The sequence below is a fragment of the Vibrio sp. LB10LO1 genome, assembly GCF_010092875.1.
GTDB classification, from domain to species: domain Bacteria; phylum Pseudomonadota; class Gammaproteobacteria; order Enterobacterales; family Vibrionaceae; genus Vibrio; species Vibrio campbellii.
The window spans coordinates 148,967-175,017 of sequence record NZ_JAADJW010000003.1; the positions used below are offsets into that span (position 1 = coordinate 148,967).

The window sequence follows — 26,051 nt, forward strand, 5'->3', positions numbered from 1 at the left end:
TACGTGAGCCCCTTTCTTAATTGGATGAAAAGCCGTTAACCTAAGCTTTCTGTTACTACTGGTTTGGTATTGCGTTTGGCAATCCAGTAAGCAACGCCGCCCCAAAGTACCGTCAGTACCCAAAGTGCGGTCCAGTGTTTAGCCACTTGTTGCCACGTTGCGCCCATTTGGTTTAGTGCTAAAAAGCCTTTGATTGCCCAAGTGCTTGGGCTCAAGTCTGCAAACCAAAGCAGCGGGGCTGGGATCGACTCAACTGGCCAAATAAAGCCTGCCAAGAAGATTAATGGCATTGAGCTAACCAGCACGACCAATGTCACCAGCTCTCGCCTTGGTAGCAAGTATCCGAGCCATAAACCTAAACCACAACAGCCAAGCAAGAATGGCAACAGCAAGGTCAGTAGCTCACCTGCGTTAGCAATGTGGTTGACGTTCAAGCGTTCGAAGCTAAAGCCAAAGTAGTAAGCGCTAAGCAGGTAGTAAATAGCAACGAAGACCAAGGTTCTGGCGAACAGCAAAGCGCCCGTTGGTACTTGCGACCAATAACCGCGACCATGGCGTTGAGTACCGGTCTGCAAACCAATTGCCATGATCAACGTTTGTTGAAGAATCAACACAAACACCGCTGGCACCACGTATTCGATGTAGCCCATCGTCGGGTTGAAGGTAGGCTTCATATTGAGCTTGATTGCAGAGTAGTCGTGGCTTGCCATGCTCAGTGGCACGCCATCGATCACCATCTTGCTCACTTTTACTTCTGCACCAAGCGTACCGCCTGCTGTTGCCAAGCCTTCTACCACAGTGCCGTAGACCAAGAAGTAAGAAGCGTCGGCGGCATAAGCCAGAGTAGGGCTGCTGCCAAGCAACAAGTCTTTGTAGAAGTGTTCTGGAATAACCAAGAAGCCCGTTATCTCGCGGTTTAAGAACGCTTGTTTTGCATCGGCAATGGTGTGTAGGCGAGTCACCACTTTGACTTGTGGTGTCGCGTCTACCATACGTTCAAGCTTCAAGCTGGTTTGGCTACCATCGAGATTCACAATCGCAATAGGCTGTTCTCTCGGCGTTTGTTGCGCGTACGGGAGCGGGTACAAGAACGAATAAAACACCACGCCACCAAAGACGGTCAGTACCACCACAGGGTTGGTCATCACTGAGCGAAATTCTGTTTTAATCAGTTGCCACAGTGTCATACAGCCTCCTGTTTGCTACTTGTTGAAGACGCGACATTCTTCAACGCTGTGTTGCGATGTTTTGCCATCAACGCAGCTGTCATTAAGAGCGGGATAATGTACCCAATCATTGGCCAGAGTGAGCCAATAGATTGCGCGGCACTTGCACCGTAGTTCGCTTGATCTACCTGAACTTCGATGTAATGCGTAATTGGCAGCAATCCTCTCCATGCATGGGCGAGAGCATTCATGTCTGAAACCGGGAAGGTAATCCCCATAAACGCGAAGCTCGGCGCTGTAAACGCGCCAGCAAAGCTCATCGCGCGTGCAGGGTCCATCGATAGGAAGAAGAACAAGGCCCCCATGATGATGCACGCTATGGTCGTTACGAACTGCGCTAACAGCATCACTAAGTAGCTGCCTTCCATCGGCCAATCCAGCAGTACATAAAACCAGATTAAGAACAGTCCGCCTTGTGCCATAAAGACAGGAATGTACTGGCTTAGAATTTTGCTTAGTCGAGTGAAAGGGCGCTCGCCTAAGAAAGCAAAACTATTGTTGCCGTTACCATAAAGGCGAAAATGCGCCGCGAGGATCAAAATGGTGCTGACTACGACACAGATCTGCCAGATCGCCGGAACAATCGCTGTCACCAAAAACTGAGCGTAGTTGGTGTTACGGTTAAACAAGGCCGTAATCTGAGTCGAAATCGGCACTGCTTGACCAATGGCGGCTAACGTTGTGGTATTGCCTTTTGCTAGATTACCCATGGCTTCGAGCTGAGCATCAAAATAGCCTTGAGATTGCGCAACCGCAGAGTTGATCAACTTCGCGACCAAAATGTATTGGCTGTTGAAGAAGACCGATAACTGCGGTTGGCGATGCAAAAGAATGTCTTGGTCAAACTGAGGCGGGATCACGGCGTAAGCGTAGATGTCACCTTCAATCATCGCGTTCTTCGCTTCTGTTGCACTGGTGTAGTGGTAATCAACAGAAAGAGTGGAAGAGGCATCAAGAGATTGAATCATCTTGCGTGACAATTGTGAGTGCTGCAAATCAACCACACCTATTGGGAGATCTCTGGCAATGCCTGCCGAGAAAACGCTCCACATAGTGACGGCTAATAAGATTGGCACCCACGTCAGGCAAGAGAATAGCCATTTATCACGTCGCAGGATTTGTCGTTGTGAGATTTGAATCGTCATAGTGCTAAACCAACGCGATTACAGCTCAACCACAACGCTCATGCCCATTCGAAGCTCAGGCTCAGGTTGGGTAGGGCGAGCTTCGACTTCGAAGGTACGAAGATCAAAACCTTTCGATGCGTCTGTTGCACGCCAAGTTGCAAAATCACCCATTACGGCAACGTGAGTCACTTTAAACTCAAGATCTTTGTCCAGTGCAGGTAGGTAAGCTTTGAATGTGGTGCCTTTGGTGAAGTGCTTGAGCAAATCTTCGCGTACGTTCAGTGTTGCCCAAGAATCTTGAGTATCAATAACCGTCACAACCGGGAAGCCTTGAGGCGCAAGCTCGCCACTTTGCAGTAGAACTTGAGAGACTTCACCATCAAACCAGCTGTAGATTTGTGTGTCTTTTGCGTACGCTTCTACTTCGGCTACTGCGCCTGCTGCCATGCGCGCTTTTTCTGCTGCTGCGACTTTAGTTTCGCTACGCGCACCTTCTTTCGCCATGTTGTACATTTGGAACGCTGCGCTTTCGGTGTATTTCGAAGCTTGCCATTGTGTCATGGCTTCATCGCGTTTTTGCTCTGCGACTACGCCATCTTTATATAGGTTGTTTACACGTTGGTAAGTCTTTTCCATCAAATCCGCTGCCGCTTTCGCTTTCAACCATTGGTCTTTTGCGGCTTGGATTTGTTGCTCACGCGCGCCTTTTTCTGCTTCTAACGCCAAGGCACCAGCGGCCTTTTCTCCCGCTTTTGCCTGTTCCAGTTTTGCTTCGATTTCTGGGCTGTGAAGGGTAAAGATCAATTGGCCTTTTTCTACGTCATCGCCTTTGCGCACCATAACTTCATCAATACGACCTGGGACTTTAGAAGAGATGCTGTATTGCTGCGCTTCAATCAAACCTTGTAAACGAGCTGGTTCCGGTTGATACGCTTGGTAGAACTGATAACCAACCCAAGAAGCGACACCCAAAGCACAAAGTGATAGTAGAGCGGGTTTTAGAGATTTTGCTGCCATGACTTATTTTGCCTCTTTGGGTGTGGATGCTGGAACGTAAGCAGTGTGTTGGTATTGAGCGAAGCTGTTCATTTCGCTGCTCAGTGCTAATAGTTTGGTTAAAGAAATCAGATAGCGGAAACGTGCTGCTGATTGCTGTGTCTCTACACTCGCGACATACAGTTGCGCGTCGACCACATCTAAAGACGAGGATAGGCCTTGAGTGAACGCTTTCTCGCGCAGGCGAAGGTTTTCATCGGCCAGTGCAATACTGGAATCCAGTCCTTGTACTTCATCAATGGCTTGTTGTGCTTCTAGGTAGGTCTTTTGTACCAGAAGTGACAAATCTTGTTTCGCTTGTGATTTTAGCGCATCGACTTGGGTGACCATGCTTTGCGCCGCTTTGACTTTTTCGCTGCGGCCAGTGGACTCGATCAGTGGGATGTTTACGCCCACACCCACTAACCAATCTGGTTTCATTTGGCTGGCAAGGGAGTCGTCTTCATACAGGCTGTAATCACCGTACAGGTAAACTTCTGGGTAATATTTGCCTTTTTCAGCTTTGATTAAGCTCGATGCTTGTTTGTGTTTGGCATCCAACAAATCTAAGCCGGGGTAGGTCAGTAGGGTTTGATCAACAAACGCACTCAACGGCGGTAGATTGTTGTTAATGAATAGGGTTTCTGAAGGTTCGACGAAGTCGTTCTGCGCTAAGATTTTGCCAAGAGCCGCTTGAGCGATACTCAGGTCACTGGCCGCTTTACGTGTCTCGACCTTAGCTTTGTCTAGCGAAGCTTCTGCTTGAAGGCGTTCAACACGGGCGATTTGGCCTTGCTCTTCCATCTTAATTGCAAAGTCACGGTGTTTGGTTAAGCCTTTTTCTACCGCTTGGCGAGTTGCCAATACTTCTTTGGCGAGCACGACAGAAAAGTAGTATTTAGAGAGATCTTCAAAGCGCGCTTGCTGCTCCATCGCGAGCTGGCTTTTGGCTTCATCCGTTTTACCTTCCGCTGCGGCTTGCGCTGCGTTGATTCGTCCACCAGTAAAAATTGGCCAGATAGCGCGAATAGAAGAAGAGAAGATGTCGCGCTCAGTAATGGTAGAAGTGACATTAAAAAGTGGAGGCAACGTAATGTGTGCGCCAGTACTGTCTAGCAATTGCTGGCCAGAAACCGTCACATCGGTGTCTAAACGTGTGTAGTTCGCACCAATACTGACTTGTGGCAAATTGAGGTTATCGGTCGCGCTTTGTTGGTATTCATAGCTTTCAACGTTGGCACGTTGTGCTTTAAGAGAATAGTTGTTTTCTAACAACAAATTCCATGCATCATCAAATGTGATAGGAGCCGAGTGACAAGCAAGAGAAATTGAGCTGCTGAGAAGGCCCAAAATCCAGAGTTTTCCGGTTTTTTTCATAGTGGCTGCTTTTGATTTTAGAGTATTAGCTCTAATATAAAGTATTCATTGGAAAGTGTTAAGTGCTTGAAGAAAAGAAATGTTGGAAAAATGTTGCGCCCAATTAAGAGTGGCTTAGCTGGGCGCAGCGTTTATGACGTTGTTTCTAGTGATTCACTTCATGGAAGGGCAGTGAAATTCTGCTCTCCACTCAAGCTGGCGAGAACCTCGCATCGTATTCAGTAGGTCTTTACCGCTCATTTGTGGGAATGATAACAGCACCTTAAGGTCTGCGGAGCTCGTATCACTCTTTTCATAAGCTCTGACGTGCGTAAACGTTGAATACATATTCTCTGACAGCATGGCCTTATTCAGGCAAATTCCAAATGTATCGCGTTCCATGTTTTGGTGTTCCTTCTAACTATAAAAGCACCTATGTTTATAGTTATCTCAGTGCAGATGGTGTCTAAGTGTTTGTCCTATGGTCAGTATTTGTATTTTTATCAATGTGTCTTCAAATTTTCTGACGCAAGTGTTGAGCGTTAAATAGACTTCCAATTAGCTGCTTTCTTTGTTCAAAGCTCTCGGTGGCTTCTTGACTAAAAATTATACGACGGAAAGTCTAAAAACGCCTCAAAAACCGCTAAATTTGGTGTGATCGCGTTCAAGGTTTAGATGGCAATTTATGTATGATGTTGAATAAATAACAACATTATTTAGCGGGTGATAGGGTGCGTTTTTTATATTTCACTGCAGCTATAAATAAGCCGAAGAGTCGAAGACTTGATGTGGTGAGGAGCATGAACATGAGGCAAGAGAGAGGCTTGCCTCAACTGAAAACAAATCTGTTTAAAGAGGTGACTCTGGGTTAGTCATCAGCTCCGCATTTCGTGCACTCTTCATAAGTGCGTTCTCCTTCGCTGATGATGACGTAATCTTTTACACACTTGTCGCACAATGCAAGCTTCGGGTAGGCGAGCTTTTGTTTTTTGGCGTTCTTATCGCCTTCTGTCACGTAGATCTTTCTCATCGGTCATCTTTTGGAATTTAAGAGTAGGCGAGATTTTACCGCGATTTTCGTTGGATGTTGAGTCAATGCCGCCACTTATTCAAAGCGTTTACGAATTAACCGTATGTTGACCAGTTCAATTCGTCCGTTCACAGAATTGTCATTTATTAAAAGCGTCGTTGTTAAGTCGGTGTTAATTTAGGGGCATCACCAGAGTGATATGGATCAGCAGTAGAGAAAAGGGATGCCAATGAGTTGGAAAACGATCAGCTTTCGTAAGCGTATGCTCATCATTATGACGCTGTCGGGTTTGATCGAGCTGCTCATTCTTGTTGCTGCAGGTTTTACTTACCTCAAATTCGACCAAGAGCAGGAAATGGGCGAGAAAGCCTTGGGCATCGCACGTTTCTTGTCTACTTCGCATATTGTGTTAGAGATGATTGAGTCGAAAAACGCTGAGCCATACCAAGCGCGTTTTCGTGAAATGACCGAGGCGATTGGTGCGGCATTCATTGTAATTGGCGATAAAGATGGCGTGCGATTGATTCATCCTATCGACGAGCGTATTGGCAAGCCAATGAAAGGCGGTGACAACCAAAGAGCGCTGGTGGAAGGGGAATCGTATATCTCAACGGCGCAAGGCTCTTTGGGCTATTCCGTGCGTGGTAAAGCGGCGATCGTCGATCAGGATGGCAGCATCGTCGGTGTTGTGTCGGTCGGCTACTTACTGGAGCGTTTGCAAGACCGCATTGAACCGTTTCTCGCATTCTTGATCCTAATGGCACTCACGGTGGTGGCGGCTAATGCCATTGTCTCCAACTACGCTTCTCGTAAATTCCAACGTGCTATTTTGGGATTCGAACCAGAAGAGATTGGCCGCTTATATGGTGAGCTCGACGTGACCATGAGCACGATTAAAGAGGGCGTGCTGAGTATTGATGCTCAAGGCGTGCTGCGCTCTATCAACCGCAGTGCTTGTCAGATTCTAGGCATCGATAGAGACGCCGCGCTTAATAAGCCATTAACGGATACCCTTCGTGACAGTGATTTGTATACGGTGTTGGAAACCGGGCAAGAAGATCACGATATCGAAATATTCCTTAATCATAAGCGCCTTATTGCGAACCGTTCGCCGATCTTTGTGGATGGCAAAATTGTCGGTGCGGTATCGAGTTTTCGTCTGCGCGATGAAATCAATGAGCTGACCGAGCAACTTTCACAAACCAAAGAGTATGCCGATTTACTTCGCTCTCAGACTCATGAACACAGAAATAAGCTCAATACTATTAGTGGCTTGGTTCAAATGGGTGAGCTAGAGGCGGTGCAGCAGTTGATTGGGCAAGAAACCGCGCATTACCAAGCGATGATTGAGTTCTTGCGGGACACCATTAAAGACCCGCTTATTGCTGGCATGCTTTTAGGCAAAACAGAGCGTGCACGGGAGCTAGGTTTACAGTTGATGGTAGAAGAAGGCAGCCGCTTAGAACCGCTACCGGAATGGCTAAACGCTGAAGATTTGGTAACCATTCTTGGCAACCTTGTCGATAACGCATTTGACGCAACTTTGTCTGCTATTCGTGTCGAATCTGCGTTTGCGTTAGAGCGTCGCAGTATTGATGTATCGATCAGTGATTACGGAAACGAAGTGATTTTAGAGGTGGTCGACCAAGGTTGTGGGCTACCGGAAAACATTGAGCCACAAGAGCTCATGAAAAAGGGCATCTCAACCAAGTCTCGCCAAGGCCGAGGCGTCGGATTACATCTTGTGAGCCAACTGGCGACGCGTTATCACGGTTATGTTGAGATGCTACCAAATACAGAACATGGAACGAGAATTACCGTGTATTTGCCTAAGGAAGAACAAGTATGAATACGGCAACGCGAGTCATGATCATTGAGGATGACATTGCCATTGCAGAGCTTCACCATAAGTACCTAAGCCAGCTTTCTGGTTTAGAAGTGGTGGGCATTGCTACAACGCGTATGGAAGCGGAAATGCAGCTTGAAGTGCTTAAGCCAGATTTGCTGTTAATGGACGTGTATTTACCTGATGGAACGGGATTAGAAATCCTCAATACATTACGTACGAATAATCAAACCTGTGATGTGATTTTGATTACTGCCGCTCGAGATGTAGATACGCTCCAGCAAGCGATGCGGGGCGGTGTGGTCGATTATTTGCTTAAACCGGTGATGTTCCCTCGGTTAGAAGCAGCATTGCAGAAATACATTTCTCAGCGCCAACAATTAGATGTGGTAGAAAGCTTGGATCAGAATCTGGTGGATAAGATGCTGCAATCGAGTGTTTCAGCAGAGAACACTCCGCAGCGATTACCCAAGGGCATTGATGGTGTGACACTGGATAAGATCCGCGCTTTGTTTGGTGGGGAAGTGATGTTTACCGCTGATGAAGCGGGGGAAAAGATTGGTGCTAGCCGCACGACGGCAAGACGCTATTTGGAATACCTGATTAGTTCAGGTGAACTGGAAGCCGACTTAAACTATGGAACAGTAGGGCGACCAGAGCGCTGCTATAAAAAAGTGACGCGGTAATATGTGTTGTTTATAAAAGCAGCGAATATTTATTGTGTAAATAAGTGATGAGGCGGTGGCGATTATTCAGCGCCGTTTTATTTTCTAGCACATACTGCTCATTCTTTATCTTCAAACCGATAGAAAGCTCGGTTCAGCCTTCTCAAGTTTCACTCTCAGTAATAAAGCGATTGAACGGTAAACTCCACGTAACGCACACTACTTATGTAATGGATTGCAAGTTTGAACAATTATTCTCCAATTTAGAGTTTTTGCTTAAATTTTATAACTTTCAGTTTGGTGATGATTACTTGTTAATATTCAGTGTCTTACTGTCATTTGTGTAAATTATTTAAACGTTTGCACCAGCAAGTGTTGATGTAAATCAAATAGTCGTAGACAATACGCCCCCGTGTCGGAAATCTCCTCCAGAGAGTGCAAGGTTGTACTCTAGAGACATAAGCGTCCTAAATACGCTGTAATTGGTGAAATCCTGACTATGGTTAAGGTGCTCAGTTGTTGCAGAGATTTAGGTCTATAGGCTTTACCTATCAACGTAATAGGTAAGACCAATTTTCTATTTTGGGGTGCCATTGATAGGGTTGGCTCAATCCTTTAGCCGTATCCGGGCACACAATAAGTACCTCGTTTTTAAGGGAAAGATGATGGTAATACCAGAAAACAGCAGCATCGTTATTTTTGGTGCTTCAGGTGATCTTACATATCGTAAGTTGATTCCTGCTCTATACCACCTCTATGCGAACAAACAGCTTCCAGAGAATTTTGCCATTCTTGGCGTTAGTCGTACTGAATACAGCGACGATTCTTACCGAGAAAAGCTGAAGAAATCGCTTCAGGAAATGGAGAAAACCGAGCCAGAAACGCTTAATGCATTTATCAACCACCTGCATTACCAAGCAATCAATACTTCTGACACACAAGATTACAGCAAGTTGGCGACTCGTTTAGACCAACTAGCAGACGAATACCAATTCGAACAACGTAATACGCTTTTCTATCTTGCGACGCCACCAAGCCTATACAGCGTGATCCCTGCAAGCCTTGCAGCACACGGTCTGAACAATGAGGGAGATGGCTGGAAACGTCTGATCATCGAGAAACCATTCGGTTATGACCTTGAATCAGCACGCACGTTGGACAAAGAAATCCACGAGCACTTCCAAGAGCATCAGATCTACCGTATCGACCATTACCTAGGTAAAGAAACGGTTCAGAACCTGCTTGTCCTACGTTTCTCTAACGCTATGTTTGAGCCATTGTGGAACCGTAACTTCATTGATTACGTGGAAATCACAGGCGCAGAATTCTTAGGCGTGGAAGAGCGTGGTGGTTACTACGACGGCTCTGGTGCAGTACGCGATATGTTCCAAAACCATTTGCTACAAGTGCTAGCAATGGTTGGTATGGAGCCACCTGCACAGATCAATGCTGACGCGATGCGTGATGAAGTCGTTAAAGTACTTCAGTGTCTGAAACCACTGGATGAGAACGCACTGCGTAACGACCTTGTATTGGGTCAGTACACAGCATCGGATGTTCGTGGTCAGCACCTTCCGGGTTACCGTGAAGAGAACGGCGTAGCAGACGATTCTCGTACCGAGACTTACATCGGCCTGAAAGCTTACATCAACAACTGGCGTTGGAATGGCGTGCCTTTCTACGTACGTACAGGTAAGCGTCTACCGACCCGCGTGACAGAAGTGGTTATCCACTTTAAACAGACACCACACCCAGTGTTTGGTCAAAACGCACCAGAGAACAAGCTGATTATTCGTATTCAGCCAGACGAAGGCATCCAAATGAGCTTTGGTCTGAAAGAGCCGGGCGCAGGCTTTAAAGCAAAGGAAGTGAAAATGAACTTCCACTACGCTGACCTGCAAGAAACCCAAATGCTAACTGCTTATGAGCGTCTACTTCTTGATGCCCTAAACGGTGATGCAACGCTATTTGCTCGTAGCGATGCGGTTGAAGCGTGTTGGAAATACGTGCAACCGATTCTAGATTTCAAGCAAGACCCACAAGCGCTATTCGGATACGCGTGTGGTACATGGGGACCAAAAGAAGCGGACGACTTGCTACAGCGAGCTAACCGCGCATGGCGTTTCCCTTGTAAAAACCTAACAGATACGGACTACTGCGAACTATGATCAACCACAAGATCTACCAAACAGCAGAGCAGGTAGTAGAAAGCCTTGCTAACGACATGAAAGCGTTTAGCGAAATGGGCCGACCTGTTCACATCTCTCTTTCTGGCGGCAGCACACCAAAAATGCTGTTTAAGCTACTAGCATCAGAAGCTTACGCGACGTCAATTCAGTGGCAAAACCTACACTTCTGGTGGGGTGATGAACGCTGTGTTGCGCCTGATGATGCAGAAAGTAACTATGGCGAAGCGAATGCTCTACTATTTAGTCAAGTGAGCATTCCTGCTGAGAACATCCACCGCATCCGTGGTGAAGAAGAGCCAGAAGCAGAAGCACAGCGCTTTGCGAAAGAGATGGCAGAAGTGATTCCAACTGAAAATGGCACTCCTGTGTTTGATTGGATCTTGCTTGGTGTTGGCGCAGATGGTCATACCGCATCACTGTTCCCAGGTCAGACAAACTACGATGATGAGAACCTATCAGTATTGGCTTCTCATCCTGAGTCTGGTCAAATTCGTGTATCGAAAACGGCACGCGTACTAGAAGCAGCGAAGCGCATCAGTTACTTGGTACTTGGCGCTGGTAAAGCAGACATTATCGAAGAGATTAACAGCTCACCAGCACGCGTACTTCCATATCCGGCAGCGAAGATCCAAGCGAAAGCGGGTCTGACGGAATGGTATTTAGATTTAGACGCAGCGGCAAAAATCGTTTAATACGGCCGCTGGTCGAATAAAAGACAATTGGAGAGAAACAATGAAAGGTGATATCGGTGTAATCGGCCTTGCTGTAATGGGTCAAAACCTTATCCTTAACATGAACGACCACGGCTTTAAAGTTGTGGCTCACAACCGTACTGCTGCAAAAGTAGACGAGTTCCTGGAAGGTCCAGCGAAAGGCACAAACATCATCGGTGCATACTCTCTAGAAGAACTAGTAGAGAAGCTAGAAACGCCACGTAAAGTGATGCTTATGGTTCGTGCAGGTGACGTTGTTGACACGTTCATCGACAACCTAATCCCGCTTCTAGACGAAGGCGACATCATCATTGACGGTGGTAACACTAACTACCCAGACACAAACCGTCGCGTAGCACACTGCCGTGAGAAAGGCATTCACTTCATCGGTACTGGTGTATCTGGTGGTGAAGAAGGTGCACGTTTTGGTCCTTCAATCATGCCTGGCGGCGCTGCTGAAGCTTGGGAAGCGGTTAAGCCAATCTTCCAAGGTATCTCTGCAAAAACTGACGCTGGCGAGCCATGTTGTGACTGGGTTGGTAACGACGGTGCTGGTCACTTCGTTAAGATGGTGCACAACGGCATCGAATACGGTGACATGCAGCTTATCACTGAAGCTTACCAGTTCATGAAAGACGGTCTTGGTATGTCTGCTGACGAGATGCAAGCAGTATTCGCTGATTGGAACAAGACTGAGCTAGACAGCTACCTTGTTGAAATCACGGCTGACATCCTTGGCTACAAAGATGAAGACGGCGAGCCTCTAGTTGAGAAGATCCTAGACACAGCAGGCCAAAAAGGTACTGGTAAATGGACTGGTATTAACGCACTAGACCTAGGTATTCCACTAACGCTTATCTCTGAGTCTGTATTCTCTCGTTGTCTATCTGCACTGAAAGACCAACGTGTTGAAGCTGAGTCTCTATTCGGCAAGACAATCACACCTGTTGAAGGCGACAAGCAAGAGTGGGTTGATGCACTGCGTCAAGCGCTACTAGCATCTAAGATCATCTCTTACGCTCAAGGCTTCATGCTAATGCGCGAAGCATCGAACGAAAACGGCTGGGACCTAAACTACGGTAACGTAGCACTAATGTGGCGTGGTGGTTGTATCATCCGTTCTGCATTCCTAGGTAACATCCGTGATGCGTACGAAGCGAACCCAGATATCGCATTCCTAGGTTCTGACGAGTACTTCAAAAACATCCTACAAGGCAGCCTAGCAGCATGGCGTAAAGTAGCAGCGAAATCTCTAGAGTCTGGTATTCCAATGCCATGTACGATTTCTGCGCTATCTTTCCTAGACGGTTACACAACAGCTCGTCTACCAGCGAACCTGCTTCAAGCTCAACGTGACTACTTCGGTGCTCACACTTACGAGCGTACTGACCGTCCACGTGGTGAATTCTTCCACACAAACTGGACTGGTACAGGCGGCGACACAGCGTCTACAACTTACGACGTTTAATCCGCAGTCAGTAAACTGATCAAAGCAAAAGGATGCCCAAGTGGCATCCTTTTTTATTACCTGCAATTCATGAGAGAGATACTACTAAAACTAACAGTTTCACAATGATTTGAAGTCAAACGCAGTTCTCACAAATGTAGAAGAACCTTTCAGCACTCTCCTTAAAATACTTCTCAACATCAGGTTTGGGAATAAGAGTATGGCAAGAGATAGATTTCATTGCTTGAGTGGGAGAAACAGGGTACAGAGAGGTAGTTGTCTGAAACAAATAAAAGAAAATGAGATAGATATTTATGTTCCTGAAAGCAAAACGTTTGTTGATTTATGGGGTTTCGAAAAGAGTGCCAAACTAGCAGTTGATGGGATCAATGAAGATATTGTAAGTCGGCAATCGATAAGCCAGTTGCAACGCTCTACCACCAAGGCGATTTTCTTATGATTGAACAGAAGCATCCAGTGCATTTGGCTTTGGCTTTGGGAATGTTTATTTTATTGGGCGTGTTCTCATTTTATCGTTTATATGAGTATGTAACGTTGGAATCTCTTCAGCATCAAATAGGCAGTAACTTTTCAGTCATATATTTAAGTACATCCCATATGGTTAGCGTCAGTGGTTTGATCTTAATGCCTACTTTAACGTTATTTATGGTCTCTCGTATTATTTTTAAATCTTCGGCTATATCTGTTAAATGGATAGGCTGCGCAACTGCGATTGCTTTACTCGTTGCCATTCCTGGAAGACTTATTGAGTTCGGGCGATTACAACACATCGCAGAGATTAACGGCTACTCGGCATGCCCACCCTTTACGCTTGCATCAAGCGGAATGTTTGTTGAGGCTATGGTGAAAGAACAAAGATATTGCAGTGAACCAGAAATTAATCGCCTTGGAATGTATGGCTACTATCACGAGTTAGAGAGAATCGATAAGTACATCAAGGAAAATATGAGCACCAATTCGGATGGGTGATAGAAAGAAACTCCAAGAGCGCTTAAGCGCTCTTTTCTTTTGTATTGCCTTTGTGGTGGGGACCGAATTTGTCATTCAAGTAGAGTAGTCCACTGACGAAAAGTGCCACAACGGAAACCGTAAAGAGGGCATACATACTTAATACCCAAGCGAATGTGGCTGTCAGAAAGGCAATGAAGGAAAACATTCTGCTGAATGACATCACATGACCTAATTTTTTACTTTTCATAACGCCTCCCAGAGCTTAGTGGGTAGAGTCAGAGTGTTTTCACTCCGCATTTATATTGTCTCTCTTTCGCTCGAAATATACCCAAAAAGTAGGCTAAAGATTTCTCAAAAAAGATTAAATATTGACCTGGTAGACAGTTTTTAATAGAGATTTGTTGTGAGTTTCATTGCATAAAAACGTGTGTCGGCAATTTTGATTGTGGCGAGCATCAGAATTGATTCCTAACTTTAAGTAGAGTGAATGTATCGCAACTGATAACGCAGGAAATTCTTATGCTAAAGACTCAACTTAAACGTATCGCTGTGCTGACTGGCTTACTGGTTTCATCTTCTGTTCTGGCAAATACCAGTAACTACAACACAGATATTCCAACAAGCATCATGACGCCGAATACGGTAGAAACAAGCATCGGTACTTTGAATTTCAAGGATGGTGTGCCAAGTCAACAAACCATGGATACGCTCTATAACAATCTCGATACTATGCGAGCAACAGAAGTATTCATGAATGCCATCCCTATGGCGTCGTTAGAAGCGTTACGAATTGGACATGAAAAGATGGGATTGACGAAATCCAATCAGGTGATGCTATTTGATAACTTGATGGATTCAAATCCTTTATTTCTAACCGGTAACACGGATACCGTGTATGCCTCTGCTTTCCTTGACTTAGAACGTGACGGACCAACGGTTGTGGAAATTCCACCGGGCATGGGGCCTACTACGGTCAATGATGCCTTCTTCCGTTTCGTGACTGATATGGGCGTAGTGGGGCCAGATAAAGGTCAGGGCGGCAAATATCTTATCTTGCCACCAAACTACGATGGCCCAGTGCCTGAGGGCTACCATGTATCTCAATCGACAAGTTACGTGAACTGGTTTATCGCGCGAGGCTTCTTGAAAGATGGTAAAACCGATGCAGCGGTCAACTCGTACCATACAGGTTTGAAGATTTATCCTTTGTCTAAGAAAGATGATCAACCGAAAATGGCCTTCACCTCAGGTAGTGGTAAAGCCTTCAATACTATTCACGCTAATGACGAGCACTTCTATGACGAGATCAAAGTGGTGATCGACAAAGAGCCTATTGATTTCATCGACCCAGAAATGCGCGGTTTGATTGCGACAATTGGTATTCAAAAAGGTAAGCCGTTCGAACCTGATGCGCGTATGCAGAAGATCCTGAAAGATGGTGCTGCAATTGGTAACGCGACGGCTCGTGCACTGATGTTTAACCCACGTACAGAAAACGCGTACATTTGGGACGATCGTAACTGGAAAACTGCTTTTATCGGCAAAGATTATCAGTGGCTGATTGATGAAGGTAAAGGCGGACGTAATCTGGATGCGCGTACTTATTTCTTCTACATGGCAACGGTAAACACGCCAGCGATGGCGCTTAAGATGATTGGCAAAGGCTCTCAGTACGCCATTGTTGATAAAACGGCAGAGGGTGAGTTCTTTGATGGTGGTAAGAATTACAAGCTGACGATTCCTGCGAATGTGCCAGCGAAGAACTTCTGGTCTGTGGTGGCTTACGATACGCAAACACGTTCAGAGCTACAAACGAGTCAACCGTTCCCAAGTAAGAACGATAAACGTGACCAGATGGTTGAAAACCCAGACGGCTCAGTAGACTTGTACTTCGGTCCAACCGCTCCGAAGGGTAAAGAAGCAAACTGGATTCAAACGGTTCCAAACAAAGGTTGGTTCAGTATCTTACGTATGTACGGTCCTTTAGAACCATGGTACGACGGTTCTTGGAAGCCAAGTGATATCACTGAAGTGAAATAAGACCATCGCGAGATACGACAAACTGAAGATGAAAGCCGACCTGTTAATGGGTCGGCTTTTTTGTATTCGTTAGCGCCTCAAAACATTGAGCTTTAAGTATCAACGTGTCTCATCCTCTGTTCCAACAAAATCGTCAACAAATTTCTCTTTTGTGACATAGGGTTAGCTCAAAGTAAGAGTTTTACCAATACCGATATCAAATCTAAGATTGCGTAAAAAGGTGATAAAGAGTGCTAGGTAAGCCTTTGAACTCCTCCTATAATTAGGTTGCATATGGAGGATGTTTGATGGTCGAACATCCTCTATTTTTTGAAACCTACAACAAGGAACCGGCATAAGTCGTTTTTGCTGGTGTTGTTTACATTTACCAAGAAGGTGACTTAACACTATAAATTGAGGTTCTTACGATGACTCTTAACAAGTACTTTGTTTTCATTCCGGCAGATTTGGATCAGGAAACGCACAAGGAACAGAAAGTGAATTCAGAAACGGAAACTCAACGTCAGGCATTAGTAAAACAGGCGCAGCAAGAAGGCGGACTGTAAGGCTAGGTTTCAAAATGAGAAGAGCACCCAAAGAGGTGCTCTTTTTTTCTCTCCCACATTTCATCATTTCATCATTTCATCATTTCAGCATGCCAAGGCTCTTGAGCTTGCGATAAATGGTATTGCGGCTCAGACCCAACATACGTGAGGTTTTACTGATGTTGCCTTGGTTTGCTTGGTAGGTTTTCACCAGCTTATCTTCCACAGTCGTACGCATGTCTCTGGTTTTTGAAGTATCCACTTGTTCGATAGCGTTTGTTTGGCTTAGCTTTTTGGCAAGGTGGTTCGGTACGTGGCTAAGCTCGAGTTGCGTTTCTCCTTGCGCCATCAGGGCTGATACTTTTATTAAGCTGTCGAGCTCACGCAGATTCCCCGGCCAACCATAGCCCAGCATTAATGACAGCAGGTGAGGGCAAATGCTTTGTTCAGACTCGGCGTGACGACGATGAATGTTCTCAATCAGTGCTTGTTTGTCGCTACGCTCTTGGAAACGAGGCAGCTCGACGATGAGTCCGTTCAAACGGTAATAAAGATCCTGACGAAACTCTCCTTGAGCAACCAATCGCTCTAAGTCTTTGTGTGTTGCGGCGATGATTTGTGTATCCACTTGGATGGTTTGGTTTGAGCCGACAGGCAACACGGTTTTGTCTTGGAGCACATGCAGCAGTCGGCTTTGCGCTTCTAGAGGCAAATCTGCAATTTCATCTAAGAATAAGATGCCTTTGTATGCTTGACGGATCTTGCCTTGATAGCCTTTGTTGTTTGCTCCGGTGAAGGCACCTGCGACATAACCAAACAGTTCGGATTCGACCAAGTCTTTTGGTAGCGCGCCGCAGTTCACGGAAACCAAGGGACCGTTTTTTCTCTGACTGTTTTTGTGCAGAGCTTTAACGAACTCATTTTTACCTACGCCTGTTTCGCCAAGGATCAATAAACTAATGTCTTTGTCGATTACGCGATTGGCTTGCTGCCAGCAGTGCTCGACGGTGGTATCGCCGTAATGCAGGTCATTCGAGGCAGAAATGGCACGAGATGAAGCTTTTCGCTCCGATAGTGGCTGAGTTTTAAAGACTAAAGATTGATTATTAGAAGAACTGTCAAGTATTGAGGCGAGTTGCTGTCCAACAACGTTAGTTTGATCCAGCAGTTGTGAGGCAACTTGGTTATGAGCCAGAATCTGACCCTCTTCATTGGCGATGATGATGCCTTGCCAACCGCTATTCAGTAGACCTTGCTCGCAGGCTAAATCAACTCGAGTGTGGCCTTGAGGGATTTGGTTGAGCAGTTGGTTCTCCACTTGCTGAACCATGTTTTGCACTAAGACTTGCGTGGAAAAGTCATGCTTCTTTTGTTCACTGGTGATGTCCAGAACCCCAATCAAGTGACCCAAATGATCAAAGATAGGGCTTGCCGAACAACTGATAAAACGATGATGTTTTATAAAGTGCTGGTCACCAATCACAGAGACGGGTTTTGCTTCTACTAAAGCTGTACCAATGGCATTCGTACCTTTGAGCTTTTCTTGCCAGCAAGCACCAGAACTGAGTGCAATCTCAGTCAACTTTTCGCGGAATTTGGGTTGTCCCCAGCTTCCAATGATCACACCTTCCGCATCAGTCAATATTAGGCGACTGTCGCTGTGCGCAAACAACTGGTTAAACAGGGGCAGAGCGAATTGTTTGACCGCATCGATTAAGAAATTGAGCTGGTGGCGTCTGTCTTCAAGAAACGCGGAAGTTACGCGAATATCGTCTGGCCGACGTCGCTGTTTTAAACCGGCTTGCTCACTTCGGTCCCATGAAGTGGAAAGCCAATTGCTGTTGGTAATGTGCTGAAGTTCCATGACTGTACCATTTTGTCACAGTGAGGGTGTGCCATTTTGGAACACTTGAACACTGGTGTTCACACCATATATCCGCTCAAACGTCACTCACTTGGTTTGTTATCGCTTGGTAATCATAGTTTTACATTTAATTAACAACAAGACGCGCGTTGTTGGCATGTGACTTGAGTAATGAAGTGAACAACACAACAGAGCTGAACACTCGGTTGTTTAAAACAAAAAACTGAACGAGAACAAAAGGAAGAGTTATGATTTATGCACAGCCAGGTAGTGAAAATGCCATCGTTAATTTTAAATCGCATTACGACAACTACATCGGTGGCGAATGGGTAAAACCAACGGGTGGTGAATACTTTGACAATACATCGCCAATCAATGGCCAAGCGTATTGTAAGGTGGCTCGTTCTGGAGAAGCAGACATCAATCTTGCACTGGATGCTGCACATGGCGTAAGAGCGCAATGGGCGAAAACCAGTGTGACTGAACGCTCGAACATTCTACTGAAGATTGCAGATCGCATTGAACAACATCTTGAAGAGCTGGCTGTGGCAGAAACATGGGAAAACGGCAAACCCGTTCGTGAAACGTTAGCCGCAGACTTGCCTTTGGTCGTCGACCATTTCCGCTACTTTGCAGGTTGTATCCGTGCTCAAGAAGGCAGTGCGGCCGAGTTAGATGAGCATACCGCAAGTTATCACTTCCCTGAGCCGATTGGGGTAGTTGGGCAGATCATTCCTTGGAACTTCCCAATGTTGATGGCCGCTTGGAAGTTGGCTCCAGCATTGGCTGCGGGCTGTTGTGTCGTGCTTAAACCTGCCGAGCAAACGCCGACTTCAATTCTGGTTCTCATGGAAAAGATCGGTGACCTTCTGCCTGCTGGCGTAGTTAACGTAGTCAATGGCTTTGGCTCGGAAGCAGGGCAAGCACTGGCGACGAGTAACCGAATCGCTAAGTTGGCATTTACGGGGTCAACAGAAGTCGGTAACCATATTCTGAAATGTGCCGCAGAGAACCTTATTCCATCAACGGTTGAGCTTGGTGGCAAATCTCCAAATATCTACTTCCCAGATGTGTTTGATCATGAAGACGAATACCTAGATAAGTGTATTGAAGGCACTTTGCTTGCGTTCTTCAACCAAGGCGAGGTGTGTACCTGTCCATCACGTGTGTTAGTGCATGAGTCTGTGTACGACAAGTTTATCGCTAAAGTCGCAGAGCGCGCGCAGACAATCAAGCAGGGTAATCCACTTGATACCGATACTCAGGTTGGTGCGCAAGCTTCGCAAGAGCAGTTCGATAAGATCCTGAGCTACCTAGAAATCGGTCGCCAAGAAGGCGCGAAAGTCGTATTTGGTGGCGATGTCGCGAAACAAGAAAACGACTTGGAGCAGGGCTACTACATTCAACCGACTTTGTTACAAGGTCACAACAAGATGCGCGTATTCCAAGAAGAGATCTTTGGCCCGGTCATCGCAGTGACCACCTTCAAAGATGAAGCAGAAGCACTAGCGATTGCCAATGACACGGAATATGGCTTGGGTGCAGGTGTGTGGACGCGAGACCAAAACCTTGCTTATCGCATGGGGCGAAACATCGAAGCAGGGCGTATTTGGATTAACTGCTATCACGCATATCCTGCACACGCTGCGTTCGGTGGTTACAAGAAATCAGGTATTGGCCGTGAGACGCATAAGATGATGCTTGATCACTACCAGAATACGAAAAACCTACTCATTAGCTACGATGTGAATCCGCTAGGCTTCTTCTAAATAAATCGCCATTTAAGGCAACAAGAAAAGCAGTGATGAACAAAGCCTCGAACTCTTCGAGGCTTTACTTTTTGTGGTGGGGCAAAGGAGCATTCATATTTTCTTACTGATCAATGCCTTCTAGCCTCGGGTTCTTCTTCTCAGGATGTGATCTCGGACGTTATCAACTTGTTAACGGTTGCTATACTTATTTGGCCATAAACAAAGGAAAAATAAGGACGTTCAATGTTAAAGCTCAAGCAAATTGCTGTCGCGGCTTCTCTGGCTGCACTAAGTACAAGTTTTTCAGTTTCTGCTAAAGATACGTTCGTGACCATTGGTACGGGCGGTGTAACTGGTGTGTACTACCCAACGGGTGGTGCAATTTGTCGCTTGGTAAATAAGTCACGTGCTGACCATAACATTCGTTGTTCGGTAGAAAGTACTGGTGGTTCTATCTACAACATCAATACTATTCGCGCAGGTGAGCTAGACCTTGGTATCGCTCAGTCAGATTGGCAGTACCATGCTTACAACGGTACGAGTAAGTTCGAAGATAAAGGACCATTCAAAGAGCTTCGTGCTGTGTTCTCCGTTCACCCGGAACCGTTCACTGTTGTGGCTCGTAAAGATGCAAACATTAAATCGTTTGATGATTTGAAAGGTAAACGCGTTAACATCGGTAACCCTGGCTCTGGCCAACGCGGTACGATGGAAGTGCTAATGAAAGAGTACGGCTGGACGAATGACGACTTCAAATTGGTATCTGAGCTGAAAGCATCCGAGCAGTCTAAAGCGCTGTGTGATAACAAGATCGACGCGATGATCTACACAGTAGGTCACCCAAGCGGTGCGATTAAAGAAGCAACTACCTCGTGTGACAGCAACATCGTAACGGTAGCTGGCCCACAAGTAGAGAAGTTGGTTTCTGATAACAGCTTCTACCGCATTGCAAACGTACCGGGTGGCATGTACCGCGGTTCAGAAAACGATGTACAAACCTTTGGTGTGGGTGCAACGTTTGTTTCTTCAACGGCAGTGCCTGATGAAGTGGTTTACAACGTCGTGAAAGCGGTATTCGAAAACTTTGATGATTTCCGCCGTCTACACCCAGCATTTGCCAACTTGAAGAAAGAAGAAATGGTGAAAGATGGTCTATCTGCGCCGCTTCATCCAGGTGCTGAGAAGTACTACAAAGAAGTGGGCTTGATTAAGTAATCTCACTCAGAACCAATAAAAACGCCATCGTAATTTTCGATGGCGTTTTTGTTTGTTATTAGCGCTTAGCTTGGCTATATCGTGGCGTAAAGTTAAGCATATACATCTACGAAGAAGTAAATGGTAATCGCGATAGAAGAGAGGGCGACAAAGCCTTTTACATGACTGGGATTCAATTGGCGAGATACGCGCGCGGCCAAGTAGCCACCCACTAATGTGCCAACCATAACAACGCTGCCTTTGGTCCAATCGATTGAACCGTTGGCCACAAAAATCACGATGGCAATCAGGGAAACACAGGTTGAAACCAGCAGCTTAAGCCCGTTCATTAAGTTGATGTCTTGGTGTCCTGCAACCACTAAATAACTCAACACGATCACGCCCAATCCGGCATTGAAGAAGCCACCATAAGCAGAGACGCCAATCAAAAGAAGACTCAGTGCAATCACACCTAGAATACCGGCGTGTTTGGTCTCTTTGGTCAGAGATTTAATCAACGCTGTCATGCGTGAGCCAGTTAAAAAGAGCACGGTTGCGAATAACAGTAGCCATGGAATCGCTTCAAGAAAAACAGATTCTGGCGTATTCAGCAGAAGATAAGCACCGACAGCGCCACCAATCAAACTGAAAGAGATAGTGAAAGCCAGTTCTTGCTTGTTCTTCATGATTTCTTCGCGAAAGCCGATTGCACCACTGATGTAGCCTGCGCAAGAAGCATAAGTATTCGTCGCGTTCGCCATGATGGGAGGCACGCCAACCGCCATCAATGCAGGGAAGGTAATGAAGCTACCACCACCGGCGACGGAGTTCATGATCCCACCAACGACGCCTACGGCAAACAAGAGAGCAAATTCCAGCAGCATAAAAAGTCCTTTTTTGTTCTTATAATTTTTGTTTCTGAACGGTTAACACTACGCAACTCACCCAAAGAAATAAAGTAGCGATTAGTCCAAGAAAAAAGCCACCGCAGAGGGTGGCTTGGTTTCAAAGGTCTATCTTGAGGGAGAGATAGAATGCTTATTGCTCTGCTTTCACTGGTTGCGCTTTAAGCTTTTGAAAGAGTTTTACAAACAGTGGGCTGCCAAGTACCAATACTGCAAGCACTGTGAATGTCAGTGTGATTGGGCGTTCCCATAAGAAGCTCAGTTCACCGTCGGAGATCATCAATGCACGACGCAGGTTCTCTTCCATTAATCCACCAAGGATAAAGCCAAGCAACAGCGGTGCGAGAGGGAAGTTTGCCAGCCTTAGTGCGATAGCAGCCATTGCCACAAGTAGCATCACAAACACGTCCATGGTGTTGAAAGAAACCAGATACACACCTGTGATGGAGAAGAACAGAATCATCGGCAGCAACACGGTTCTTGGTACGGCCAACAGCTTTGAGATGTATGGGATCAGCGGTAGGTTGAGAATCACCAACACAATGTTGCCGAAGTACATGGAGATAATTACCGACCAGAACACATCTGGATGCTCAACAAACAGACGAGGACCCGGTTGAATACCGTAAGCGATTAACGCACCCAGCATAATTGCGGTTGTACCAGAACCCGGAATGCCAAGAGTCAAAAGAGGAACGAAAGAACCACTTGATGCCGCGTTGTTCGCTGACTCTGGAGCCACCAAACCTCGAATGCTGCCTTTACCAAACTGCTCTTTTTTATCTTTTGGAGCTAGGTTACGTTCCATGCCGTAACTTAAGAAGGCGGCGATGGTTGCACCTGCGCCCGGAAGCACACCAGTAAAGAAACCAAGAATTGAAGAGCGAATAGAAACTGGCGCTACTTCTTTGATTTCTTCCTTGGTGACTTTCATCGAACCAATGTTACTCAGCTTATCTTGTTCCTCATCACGCGTATCTTCAGACGGCTTCAAAATGCCCATCAAAGTTTCACCAAGCGCAAAGGTCGCCATCGCCAACAATAGAAAGCTGAAACCATCCATCAAATCTGTCAGACCAAAGGTGAAGCGTTCGACACCGACGCCTTTATCAATACCGACAGTAGACAACATTAAGCCCAGAATGGTCATCATCCATGCTTTGATGACTTGTCCTTTACCTGCGAACGCAGCCACGGCGGATAAGCCGAGAAGCATTAGCGCAAAGTAGTCAGAAGATTGGAAGCTTAGCGAGACGTTAGCCAGTGCGGGCGCCGCTACAAGCAGCATGATGGCTGAAAGCGTGCCGCCAGTGAAAGAAGAGTAAGCCGCCAGCGCAAGAGCTTTACCTGCTTGTCCTTTCTGTGCCATTGGGTAGCCATCAAACGCGGTGACTACGGTTGAAGAACAACCCGGCGCGTTGATAAGAATAGAAGAAGTTGAACCACCAAATACCGCACCATAGTAAACACCTGCCATCAGAATCAGACCTGAAGACGGATCCAAGCCATAGGTGATAGGGATCATCAGAGCGATGGCAGAAATAGGACCAAGCCCCGGTAGCATGCCGATAAACGTACCGACAAAACAGCCAACAATCACCATCATGATGTTCATTGGCATCACGGCGGTGGATAAACCTTGTAGAATTCCATCTAACATAATTCAGTCCTTTCTTTTGACTACCAGATGGTGAAAATCAGACCAGGCTCAAGGTAGATATCTAGACCCTGAGTGAGCAGCAAGTAAAACGCGATAACGAACGGAAATGAGGCTCCAAACAACACCGATTTACGTCGTTCGCCAAGAAGGTAAAAGCCCGCAAGCAGGAAGAATCCTGTCGCTAATACAAAGCCGATGTAAGTCAAACCCAGACCATAAAGCGCCATCAAAACTAAAAAGGCGATAAGCAATTTCCAGTTGAATGACATCACAGCGCCGCTTTGTTTATCGGGCTGACCAGTGACCAATAGCATTAGCGCTAAACCAATCCCGACGTAGGTCAGAATGGTCGGTAAAGTGCGAGCCGTGAAGGGTTCGTATTCATCCCCGGGAAAGAGAGGGATTTGCGTAGTTTGGTAGCCATAGCATAGGCAAAACAACAAAAAGATCATCGCGCCAACACGATCGCGGCACAGCAAGTTCTCTTTGGTAAAAATATTGGTTGAATGAGACATATCCAACTCCTAGAACAACAGGAAAAGACCGTATATGGGCGTTAATGAAGAAGGACCAAGTCATTAACAATTAAGCGCATCGCTGCTAGTCGAGTTACTTAGTGTTTACCAATCAATAAACAAAGGAGTTTTTACTTGTCGAATATCGACAATGCCCATATACGGTGAAATTAGAGTGCAAATACAGCGGGGCTAGGGATAGCTAACCCCACAAACTCGGATGGGAGTTATTACTTTTTAAGGAAACCTAATTCGCGCATTAGATCGCCCATTTGCTGCTCTTGCTCTTCTAGGAACGCGAAGAACTCTTTATCCGCTTTGTAGTTGTCAATCCAACCATTGCGGTCACGAACAACTTGCCATTCGTCCGTTTTGTACATTTTGGTCAGAGCTGCGTTCCATTCATCGAGTTTGGCTTGGCTCGTGCCAGGAGCGGCAAAGAAACCACGCCAGTTCGCGAACACAGTCTCATTGCCGTATTCTTTCAGGGTAGGGATGTTTGGTGCAGCGTCTAGACGTTTTGGTGCCGTAATCGCCAGTACTTTTACCTGACCAGATTTCGACATCTCTAATACTTCGCCAAGACCGGTTGAAAGCAATTGTGTTTCGCCAGACAGAAGCGCTGCCATTGCTTTGCCGCCAGCGTCATACGCGATGTAGCGAACTTTACGCGCGTCAAAACCTTCGCCTTTAAATGCAGCTGCGACGACAAGGTGATCCATCGAGCCACGAGCAGAACCGCCGGCGATTTTTACTTTACGTGGGTTAGATTCGAAATCTTTGACCACATCTTCCCATGTGTTGTACTTCGAATCCGCGGAAGTCACGATAGCGCCGTAATCAGCAATCGTCGCAGCTACTGGCGTGAGATCTCGAAAAGATTGCGGGAAGATACCCGTCAGTGAACGAACAACGATTGGGGTTGAGTTCACCATCAACGTATCAGGTTGGCGCTCAGCGGTTTCGATGAGGTGTGCAATGGCTTTACCACCACCGCCACCAGAGAGGTTTTGGAAAGAGACATTTTCAACGATGTCGGATTTAACCAGTACATCACCTGTACCACGAGCCGTCATATCCCAGCCACCACCAGCACCACCAGGGATTAGAAAGTGGATTTTTTCAACATCAGCAGCAAAAGCGTGGAAAGAAAATGAGGCTGCAATGATGGATGCGGCGAGCGTTGGTTTGAGTACCTTTAACATGTTTCACGTTCCTTATGTTGGTGACTCTCTTGTTTTGAAGAGTCTTATTATTTGTTTTCCTAGCAAGGTAGGGTGACTCGCTAGTGATGAGTTAAAGGTTAATAAGGTGTTAACGTGATGTCTCTAATGCGTAGATAAAGAGAATATTGAGCATAAACGACGTTTTGTTCATAAAGTTCACGCAAATATACTCATCAAAGAATGTGGTGAAAGACTAGGTTGGTCACATCAATGGAGTGTCTAAAACCGCCATAATGATGGAGGTTGAATAGGTAGGAATAGACATGAAAGGAACATGTTTATGTGGCGCTATTGAAGTGACCGCACCTCAACACAATGAAGTGAGCTTTTGTCATTGCGATATGTGTCGAAAGTGGTCAAGTGGGCCTCTGCATGCGGTGCATTGTGGTCCCGGTGTGACATTTAACGGTGCTGAGCCTAAACGCTATCAATCATCCCAATGGGCAGTACGAGGTTTTTGTGGTGAATGCGGCACGAATATCTATTACCACTTGTTGGCAACAGATGAATATATTCTTTCTGCGGGATTATTTAATGAGCCAGATTTCAAATTAAGCTTAGAGATCTTCACTGATGAGAAGCCCGCATACTATGATCTGCAACCACACAGCAAGAAAATGACAGCTCAAGAAGTTTTTGACCAATACGCGCCAGAAGAGTAGATAAAATGAAGTTTCTCTGGTTAAAGGTTTTACTGACAGTAGCGGTATTTGCAGGTTTATTTTTGATTGTCTATCAGCAAGTACAGAGTGGCGTAAGTTGAACA

The 26,051-nt window shown here is 46.1% G+C and carries 24 protein-coding genes; 12 read left to right on the top strand and 12 right to left on the bottom strand.

Annotated elements, in window-relative coordinates:
• Window positions 1–35 precede the first annotated feature (35 nt).
• The 6 genes from GXP65_RS03510 to GXP65_RS24975 all read right to left on the bottom strand — a co-directional run bounded on the left by GXP65_RS03510 (window position 36) and on the right by GXP65_RS24975 (window position 5,774).
• Window positions 36–1,187 (bottom strand): ABC transporter permease, encoded by a 1,152-nt coding sequence (locus tag GXP65_RS03510; RefSeq protein WP_045452172.1) that lies wholly within the window; start codon window positions 1,185–1,187, stop codon window positions 36–38.
• A complete protein-coding gene (locus GXP65_RS03515; protein ID WP_162092017.1) occupies window positions 1,184–2,371 on the bottom strand; it encodes an ABC transporter permease in 1,188 nt (395 codons plus the stop codon). The genes GXP65_RS03510 and GXP65_RS03515 overlap by 4 nt, the downstream gene beginning before the upstream one ends.
• Before the next feature lie 18 nt (window positions 2,372–2,389).
• Entirely contained in the window at window positions 2,390–3,370 is a 981-nt protein-coding gene (locus GXP65_RS03520; protein ID WP_005433845.1) for a biotin/lipoyl-binding protein, read from the bottom strand.
• A gap of 3 nt (window positions 3,371–3,373) precedes the next feature.
• Window positions 3,374–4,765 carry a TolC family protein gene (locus GXP65_RS03525; protein WP_162092018.1) on the bottom strand — a complete coding sequence of 464 codons (1,392 nt, stop codon included), beginning with the start codon at window positions 4,763–4,765 and terminating at the stop codon, window positions 3,374–3,376.
• A gap of 153 nt (window positions 4,766–4,918) precedes the next feature.
• Entirely contained in the window at window positions 4,919–5,146 is a 228-nt protein-coding gene (locus tag GXP65_RS03530) for a hypothetical protein (protein WP_012128083.1), read from the bottom strand.
• A gap of 466 nt (window positions 5,147–5,612) precedes the next feature.
• Window positions 5,613–5,774, bottom strand: a complete 162-nt coding sequence (locus GXP65_RS24975; RefSeq protein WP_162860248.1) for a hypothetical protein — start codon at window positions 5,772–5,774, stop codon at window positions 5,613–5,615.
• A 229-nt stretch (window positions 5,775–6,003) separates the two neighbouring features.
• On the opposite strand from GXP65_RS24975, the gene GXP65_RS03535 reads away from it, so the two are divergent.
• From GXP65_RS03535 to GXP65_RS25120, 7 genes are all read left to right on the top strand, one after another.
• Window positions 6,004–7,623 (top strand): sensor histidine kinase, encoded by a 1,620-nt coding sequence (locus GXP65_RS03535; protein WP_162092019.1) that lies wholly within the window; start codon window positions 6,004–6,006, stop codon window positions 7,621–7,623.
• Window positions 7,620–8,306 carry a response regulator gene (locus GXP65_RS03540; protein WP_162092020.1) on the top strand — a complete coding sequence of 229 codons (687 nt, stop codon included), beginning with the start codon at window positions 7,620–7,622 and terminating at the stop codon, window positions 8,304–8,306. Before GXP65_RS03535 ends, GXP65_RS03540 begins: the two co-directional genes overlap by 4 nt.
• Before the next feature lie 644 nt (window positions 8,307–8,950).
• Window positions 8,951–10,453: a glucose-6-phosphate dehydrogenase gene (gene zwf, locus GXP65_RS03545; protein ID WP_162092057.1), complete on the top strand. Its 1,503-nt coding sequence runs from the start codon at window positions 8,951–8,953 to the stop codon at window positions 10,451–10,453.
• Window positions 10,450–11,166 carry a 6-phosphogluconolactonase gene (gene pgl, locus GXP65_RS03550; protein ID WP_162092021.1) on the top strand — a complete coding sequence of 239 codons (717 nt, stop codon included), beginning with the start codon at window positions 10,450–10,452 and terminating at the stop codon, window positions 11,164–11,166. The genes zwf and pgl overlap by 4 nt, the downstream gene beginning before the upstream one ends.
• 40 nt (window positions 11,167–11,206) lie before the next feature.
• Window positions 11,207–12,655, top strand: a complete 1,449-nt coding sequence (gene gnd, locus GXP65_RS03555) for a decarboxylating NADP(+)-dependent phosphogluconate dehydrogenase (RefSeq protein ID WP_005531010.1) — start codon at window positions 11,207–11,209, stop codon at window positions 12,653–12,655.
• Between the two features lie 199 nt (window positions 12,656–12,854).
• Window positions 12,855–13,094, top strand: a complete 240-nt coding sequence (locus tag GXP65_RS03560) for a hypothetical protein (protein ID WP_162092022.1) — start codon at window positions 12,855–12,857, stop codon at window positions 13,092–13,094.
• A complete protein-coding gene (locus GXP65_RS25120) occupies window positions 13,091–13,624 on the top strand; it encodes a hypothetical protein (RefSeq protein WP_122019680.1) in 534 nt (177 codons plus the stop codon). The genes GXP65_RS03560 and GXP65_RS25120 overlap by 4 nt, the downstream gene beginning before the upstream one ends.
• A 22-nt stretch (window positions 13,625–13,646) precedes the next feature.
• On the opposite strand, the gene GXP65_RS03570 is transcribed toward GXP65_RS25120, so the two are convergent.
• Window positions 13,647–13,853, bottom strand: a complete 207-nt coding sequence (locus tag GXP65_RS03570) for a hypothetical protein (protein ID WP_010448329.1) — start codon at window positions 13,851–13,853, stop codon at window positions 13,647–13,649.
• A 272-nt stretch (window positions 13,854–14,125) separates the two neighbouring features.
• Between GXP65_RS03570 and GXP65_RS03575 the strand changes: the two genes are divergently transcribed.
• On the top strand, window positions 14,126–15,646 hold the full coding sequence (locus GXP65_RS03575) for a DUF1254 domain-containing protein (RefSeq protein ID WP_162092023.1): 1,521 nt from the start codon (window positions 14,126–14,128) through the stop codon (window positions 15,644–15,646).
• Between the two features lie 407 nt (window positions 15,647–16,053).
• Window positions 16,054–16,191 (top strand): hypothetical protein, encoded by a 138-nt coding sequence (locus GXP65_RS24985; RefSeq protein WP_005426540.1) that lies wholly within the window; start codon window positions 16,054–16,056, stop codon window positions 16,189–16,191.
• 79 nt (window positions 16,192–16,270) lie between these two features.
• Here the strand turns inward: GXP65_RS24985 and GXP65_RS03580 are convergent, their stop codons facing one another.
• Window positions 16,271–18,034 carry a sigma-54-dependent Fis family transcriptional regulator gene (locus GXP65_RS03580; RefSeq protein WP_162092024.1) on the bottom strand — a complete coding sequence of 588 codons (1,764 nt, stop codon included), beginning with the start codon at window positions 18,032–18,034 and terminating at the stop codon, window positions 16,271–16,273.
• Between the two features lie 248 nt (window positions 18,035–18,282).
• Here GXP65_RS03580 and GXP65_RS03585 point away from each other — a divergent pair, with 248 nt between their 5' ends.
• Both GXP65_RS03585 and GXP65_RS03590 read left to right on the top strand, forming a co-directional pair.
• Window positions 18,283–19,803, top strand: coding sequence for an aldehyde dehydrogenase family protein (locus GXP65_RS03585; protein WP_038881709.1), 1,521 nt, complete (start codon window positions 18,283–18,285; stop codon window positions 19,801–19,803).
• A 225-nt stretch (window positions 19,804–20,028) separates the two neighbouring features.
• Window positions 20,029–21,000 carry a TAXI family TRAP transporter solute-binding subunit gene (locus GXP65_RS03590; RefSeq protein ID WP_005426532.1) on the top strand — a complete coding sequence of 324 codons (972 nt, stop codon included), beginning with the start codon at window positions 20,029–20,031 and terminating at the stop codon, window positions 20,998–21,000.
• Window positions 21,001–21,092: 92 nt separating this feature from the next.
• Here GXP65_RS03590 and GXP65_RS03595 read toward each other — a convergent pair whose 3' ends face one another.
• The 4 genes from GXP65_RS03595 to GXP65_RS03610 form a co-directional block, all read right to left on the bottom strand.
• Window positions 21,093–21,863: a sulfite exporter TauE/SafE family protein gene (locus tag GXP65_RS03595; protein ID WP_162092025.1), complete on the bottom strand. Its 771-nt coding sequence runs from the start codon at window positions 21,861–21,863 to the stop codon at window positions 21,093–21,095.
• 154 nt (window positions 21,864–22,017) lie between these two features.
• Window positions 22,018–23,544: a tripartite tricarboxylate transporter permease gene (locus GXP65_RS03600; RefSeq protein ID WP_045367453.1), complete on the bottom strand. Its 1,527-nt coding sequence runs from the start codon at window positions 23,542–23,544 to the stop codon at window positions 22,018–22,020.
• Window positions 23,545–23,564: 20 nt separating this feature from the next.
• Window positions 23,565–24,059 (bottom strand): tripartite tricarboxylate transporter TctB family protein, encoded by a 495-nt coding sequence (locus GXP65_RS03605; protein WP_005451900.1) that lies wholly within the window; start codon window positions 24,057–24,059, stop codon window positions 23,565–23,567.
• A 230-nt stretch (window positions 24,060–24,289) separates the two neighbouring features.
• Window positions 24,290–25,264 carry a tripartite tricarboxylate transporter substrate binding protein gene (locus GXP65_RS03610; protein WP_009696966.1) on the bottom strand — a complete coding sequence of 325 codons (975 nt, stop codon included), beginning with the start codon at window positions 25,262–25,264 and terminating at the stop codon, window positions 24,290–24,292.
• Window positions 25,265–25,548: 284 nt separating this feature from the next.
• Between GXP65_RS03610 and GXP65_RS03615 the strand changes: the two genes are divergently transcribed.
• A complete protein-coding gene (locus GXP65_RS03615; RefSeq protein WP_005451902.1) occupies window positions 25,549–25,947 on the top strand; it encodes a GFA family protein in 399 nt (132 codons plus the stop codon).
• The last annotated feature ends 104 nt before the right edge of the window (window positions 25,948–26,051 follow it).

Coding starts and splice junctions, on each gene's coding strand:
- GXP65_RS03510 (WP_045452172.1), bottom strand. CDS start 1,187: ATGACACTGTGGCAACTGATTAAAACAGAATTTCGCTCAGTGATGACC.
- GXP65_RS03515 (WP_162092017.1), bottom strand. CDS start 2,371: ATGACGATTCAAATCTCACAACGACAAATCCTGCGACGTGATAAATGG.
- GXP65_RS03520 (WP_005433845.1), bottom strand. CDS start 3,370: ATGGCAGCAAAATCTCTAAAACCCGCTCTACTATCACTTTGTGCTTTG.
- GXP65_RS03525 (WP_162092018.1), bottom strand. CDS start 4,765: ATGAAAAAAACCGGAAAACTCTGGATTTTGGGCCTTCTCAGCAGCTCA.
- GXP65_RS03530 (WP_012128083.1), bottom strand. CDS start 5,146: ATGGAACGCGATACATTTGGAATTTGCCTGAATAAGGCCATGCTGTCA.
- GXP65_RS24975 (WP_162860248.1), bottom strand. CDS start 5,774: ATGAGAAAGATCTACGTGACAGAAGGCGATAAGAACGCCAAAAAACAA.
- GXP65_RS03535 (WP_162092019.1), top strand. CDS start 6,004: ATGAGTTGGAAAACGATCAGCTTTCGTAAGCGTATGCTCATCATTATG.
- GXP65_RS03540 (WP_162092020.1), top strand. CDS start 7,620: ATGAATACGGCAACGCGAGTCATGATCATTGAGGATGACATTGCCATT.
- zwf (WP_162092057.1), top strand. CDS start 8,951: ATGGTAATACCAGAAAACAGCAGCATCGTTATTTTTGGTGCTTCAGGT.
- pgl (WP_162092021.1), top strand. CDS start 10,450: ATGATCAACCACAAGATCTACCAAACAGCAGAGCAGGTAGTAGAAAGC.
- gnd (WP_005531010.1), top strand. CDS start 11,207: ATGAAAGGTGATATCGGTGTAATCGGCCTTGCTGTAATGGGTCAAAAC.
- GXP65_RS03560 (WP_162092022.1), top strand. CDS start 12,855: ATGGCAAGAGATAGATTTCATTGCTTGAGTGGGAGAAACAGGGTACAG.
- GXP65_RS25120 (WP_122019680.1), top strand. CDS start 13,091: ATGATTGAACAGAAGCATCCAGTGCATTTGGCTTTGGCTTTGGGAATG.
- GXP65_RS03570 (WP_010448329.1), bottom strand. CDS start 13,853: ATGAAAAGTAAAAAATTAGGTCATGTGATGTCATTCAGCAGAATGTTT.
- GXP65_RS03575 (WP_162092023.1), top strand. CDS start 14,126: ATGCTAAAGACTCAACTTAAACGTATCGCTGTGCTGACTGGCTTACTG.
- GXP65_RS24985 (WP_005426540.1), top strand. CDS start 16,054: ATGACTCTTAACAAGTACTTTGTTTTCATTCCGGCAGATTTGGATCAG.
- GXP65_RS03580 (WP_162092024.1), bottom strand. CDS start 18,034: ATGGAACTTCAGCACATTACCAACAGCAATTGGCTTTCCACTTCATGG.
- GXP65_RS03585 (WP_038881709.1), top strand. CDS start 18,283: ATGATTTATGCACAGCCAGGTAGTGAAAATGCCATCGTTAATTTTAAA.
- GXP65_RS03590 (WP_005426532.1), top strand. CDS start 20,029: ATGTTAAAGCTCAAGCAAATTGCTGTCGCGGCTTCTCTGGCTGCACTA.
- GXP65_RS03595 (WP_162092025.1), bottom strand. CDS start 21,863: ATGCTGCTGGAATTTGCTCTCTTGTTTGCCGTAGGCGTCGTTGGTGGG.
- GXP65_RS03600 (WP_045367453.1), bottom strand. CDS start 23,544: ATGTTAGATGGAATTCTACAAGGTTTATCCACCGCCGTGATGCCAATG.
- GXP65_RS03605 (WP_005451900.1), bottom strand. CDS start 24,059: ATGTCTCATTCAACCAATATTTTTACCAAAGAGAACTTGCTGTGCCGC.
- GXP65_RS03610 (WP_009696966.1), bottom strand. CDS start 25,264: ATGTTAAAGGTACTCAAACCAACGCTCGCCGCATCCATCATTGCAGCC.
- GXP65_RS03615 (WP_005451902.1), top strand. CDS start 25,549: ATGAAAGGAACATGTTTATGTGGCGCTATTGAAGTGACCGCACCTCAA.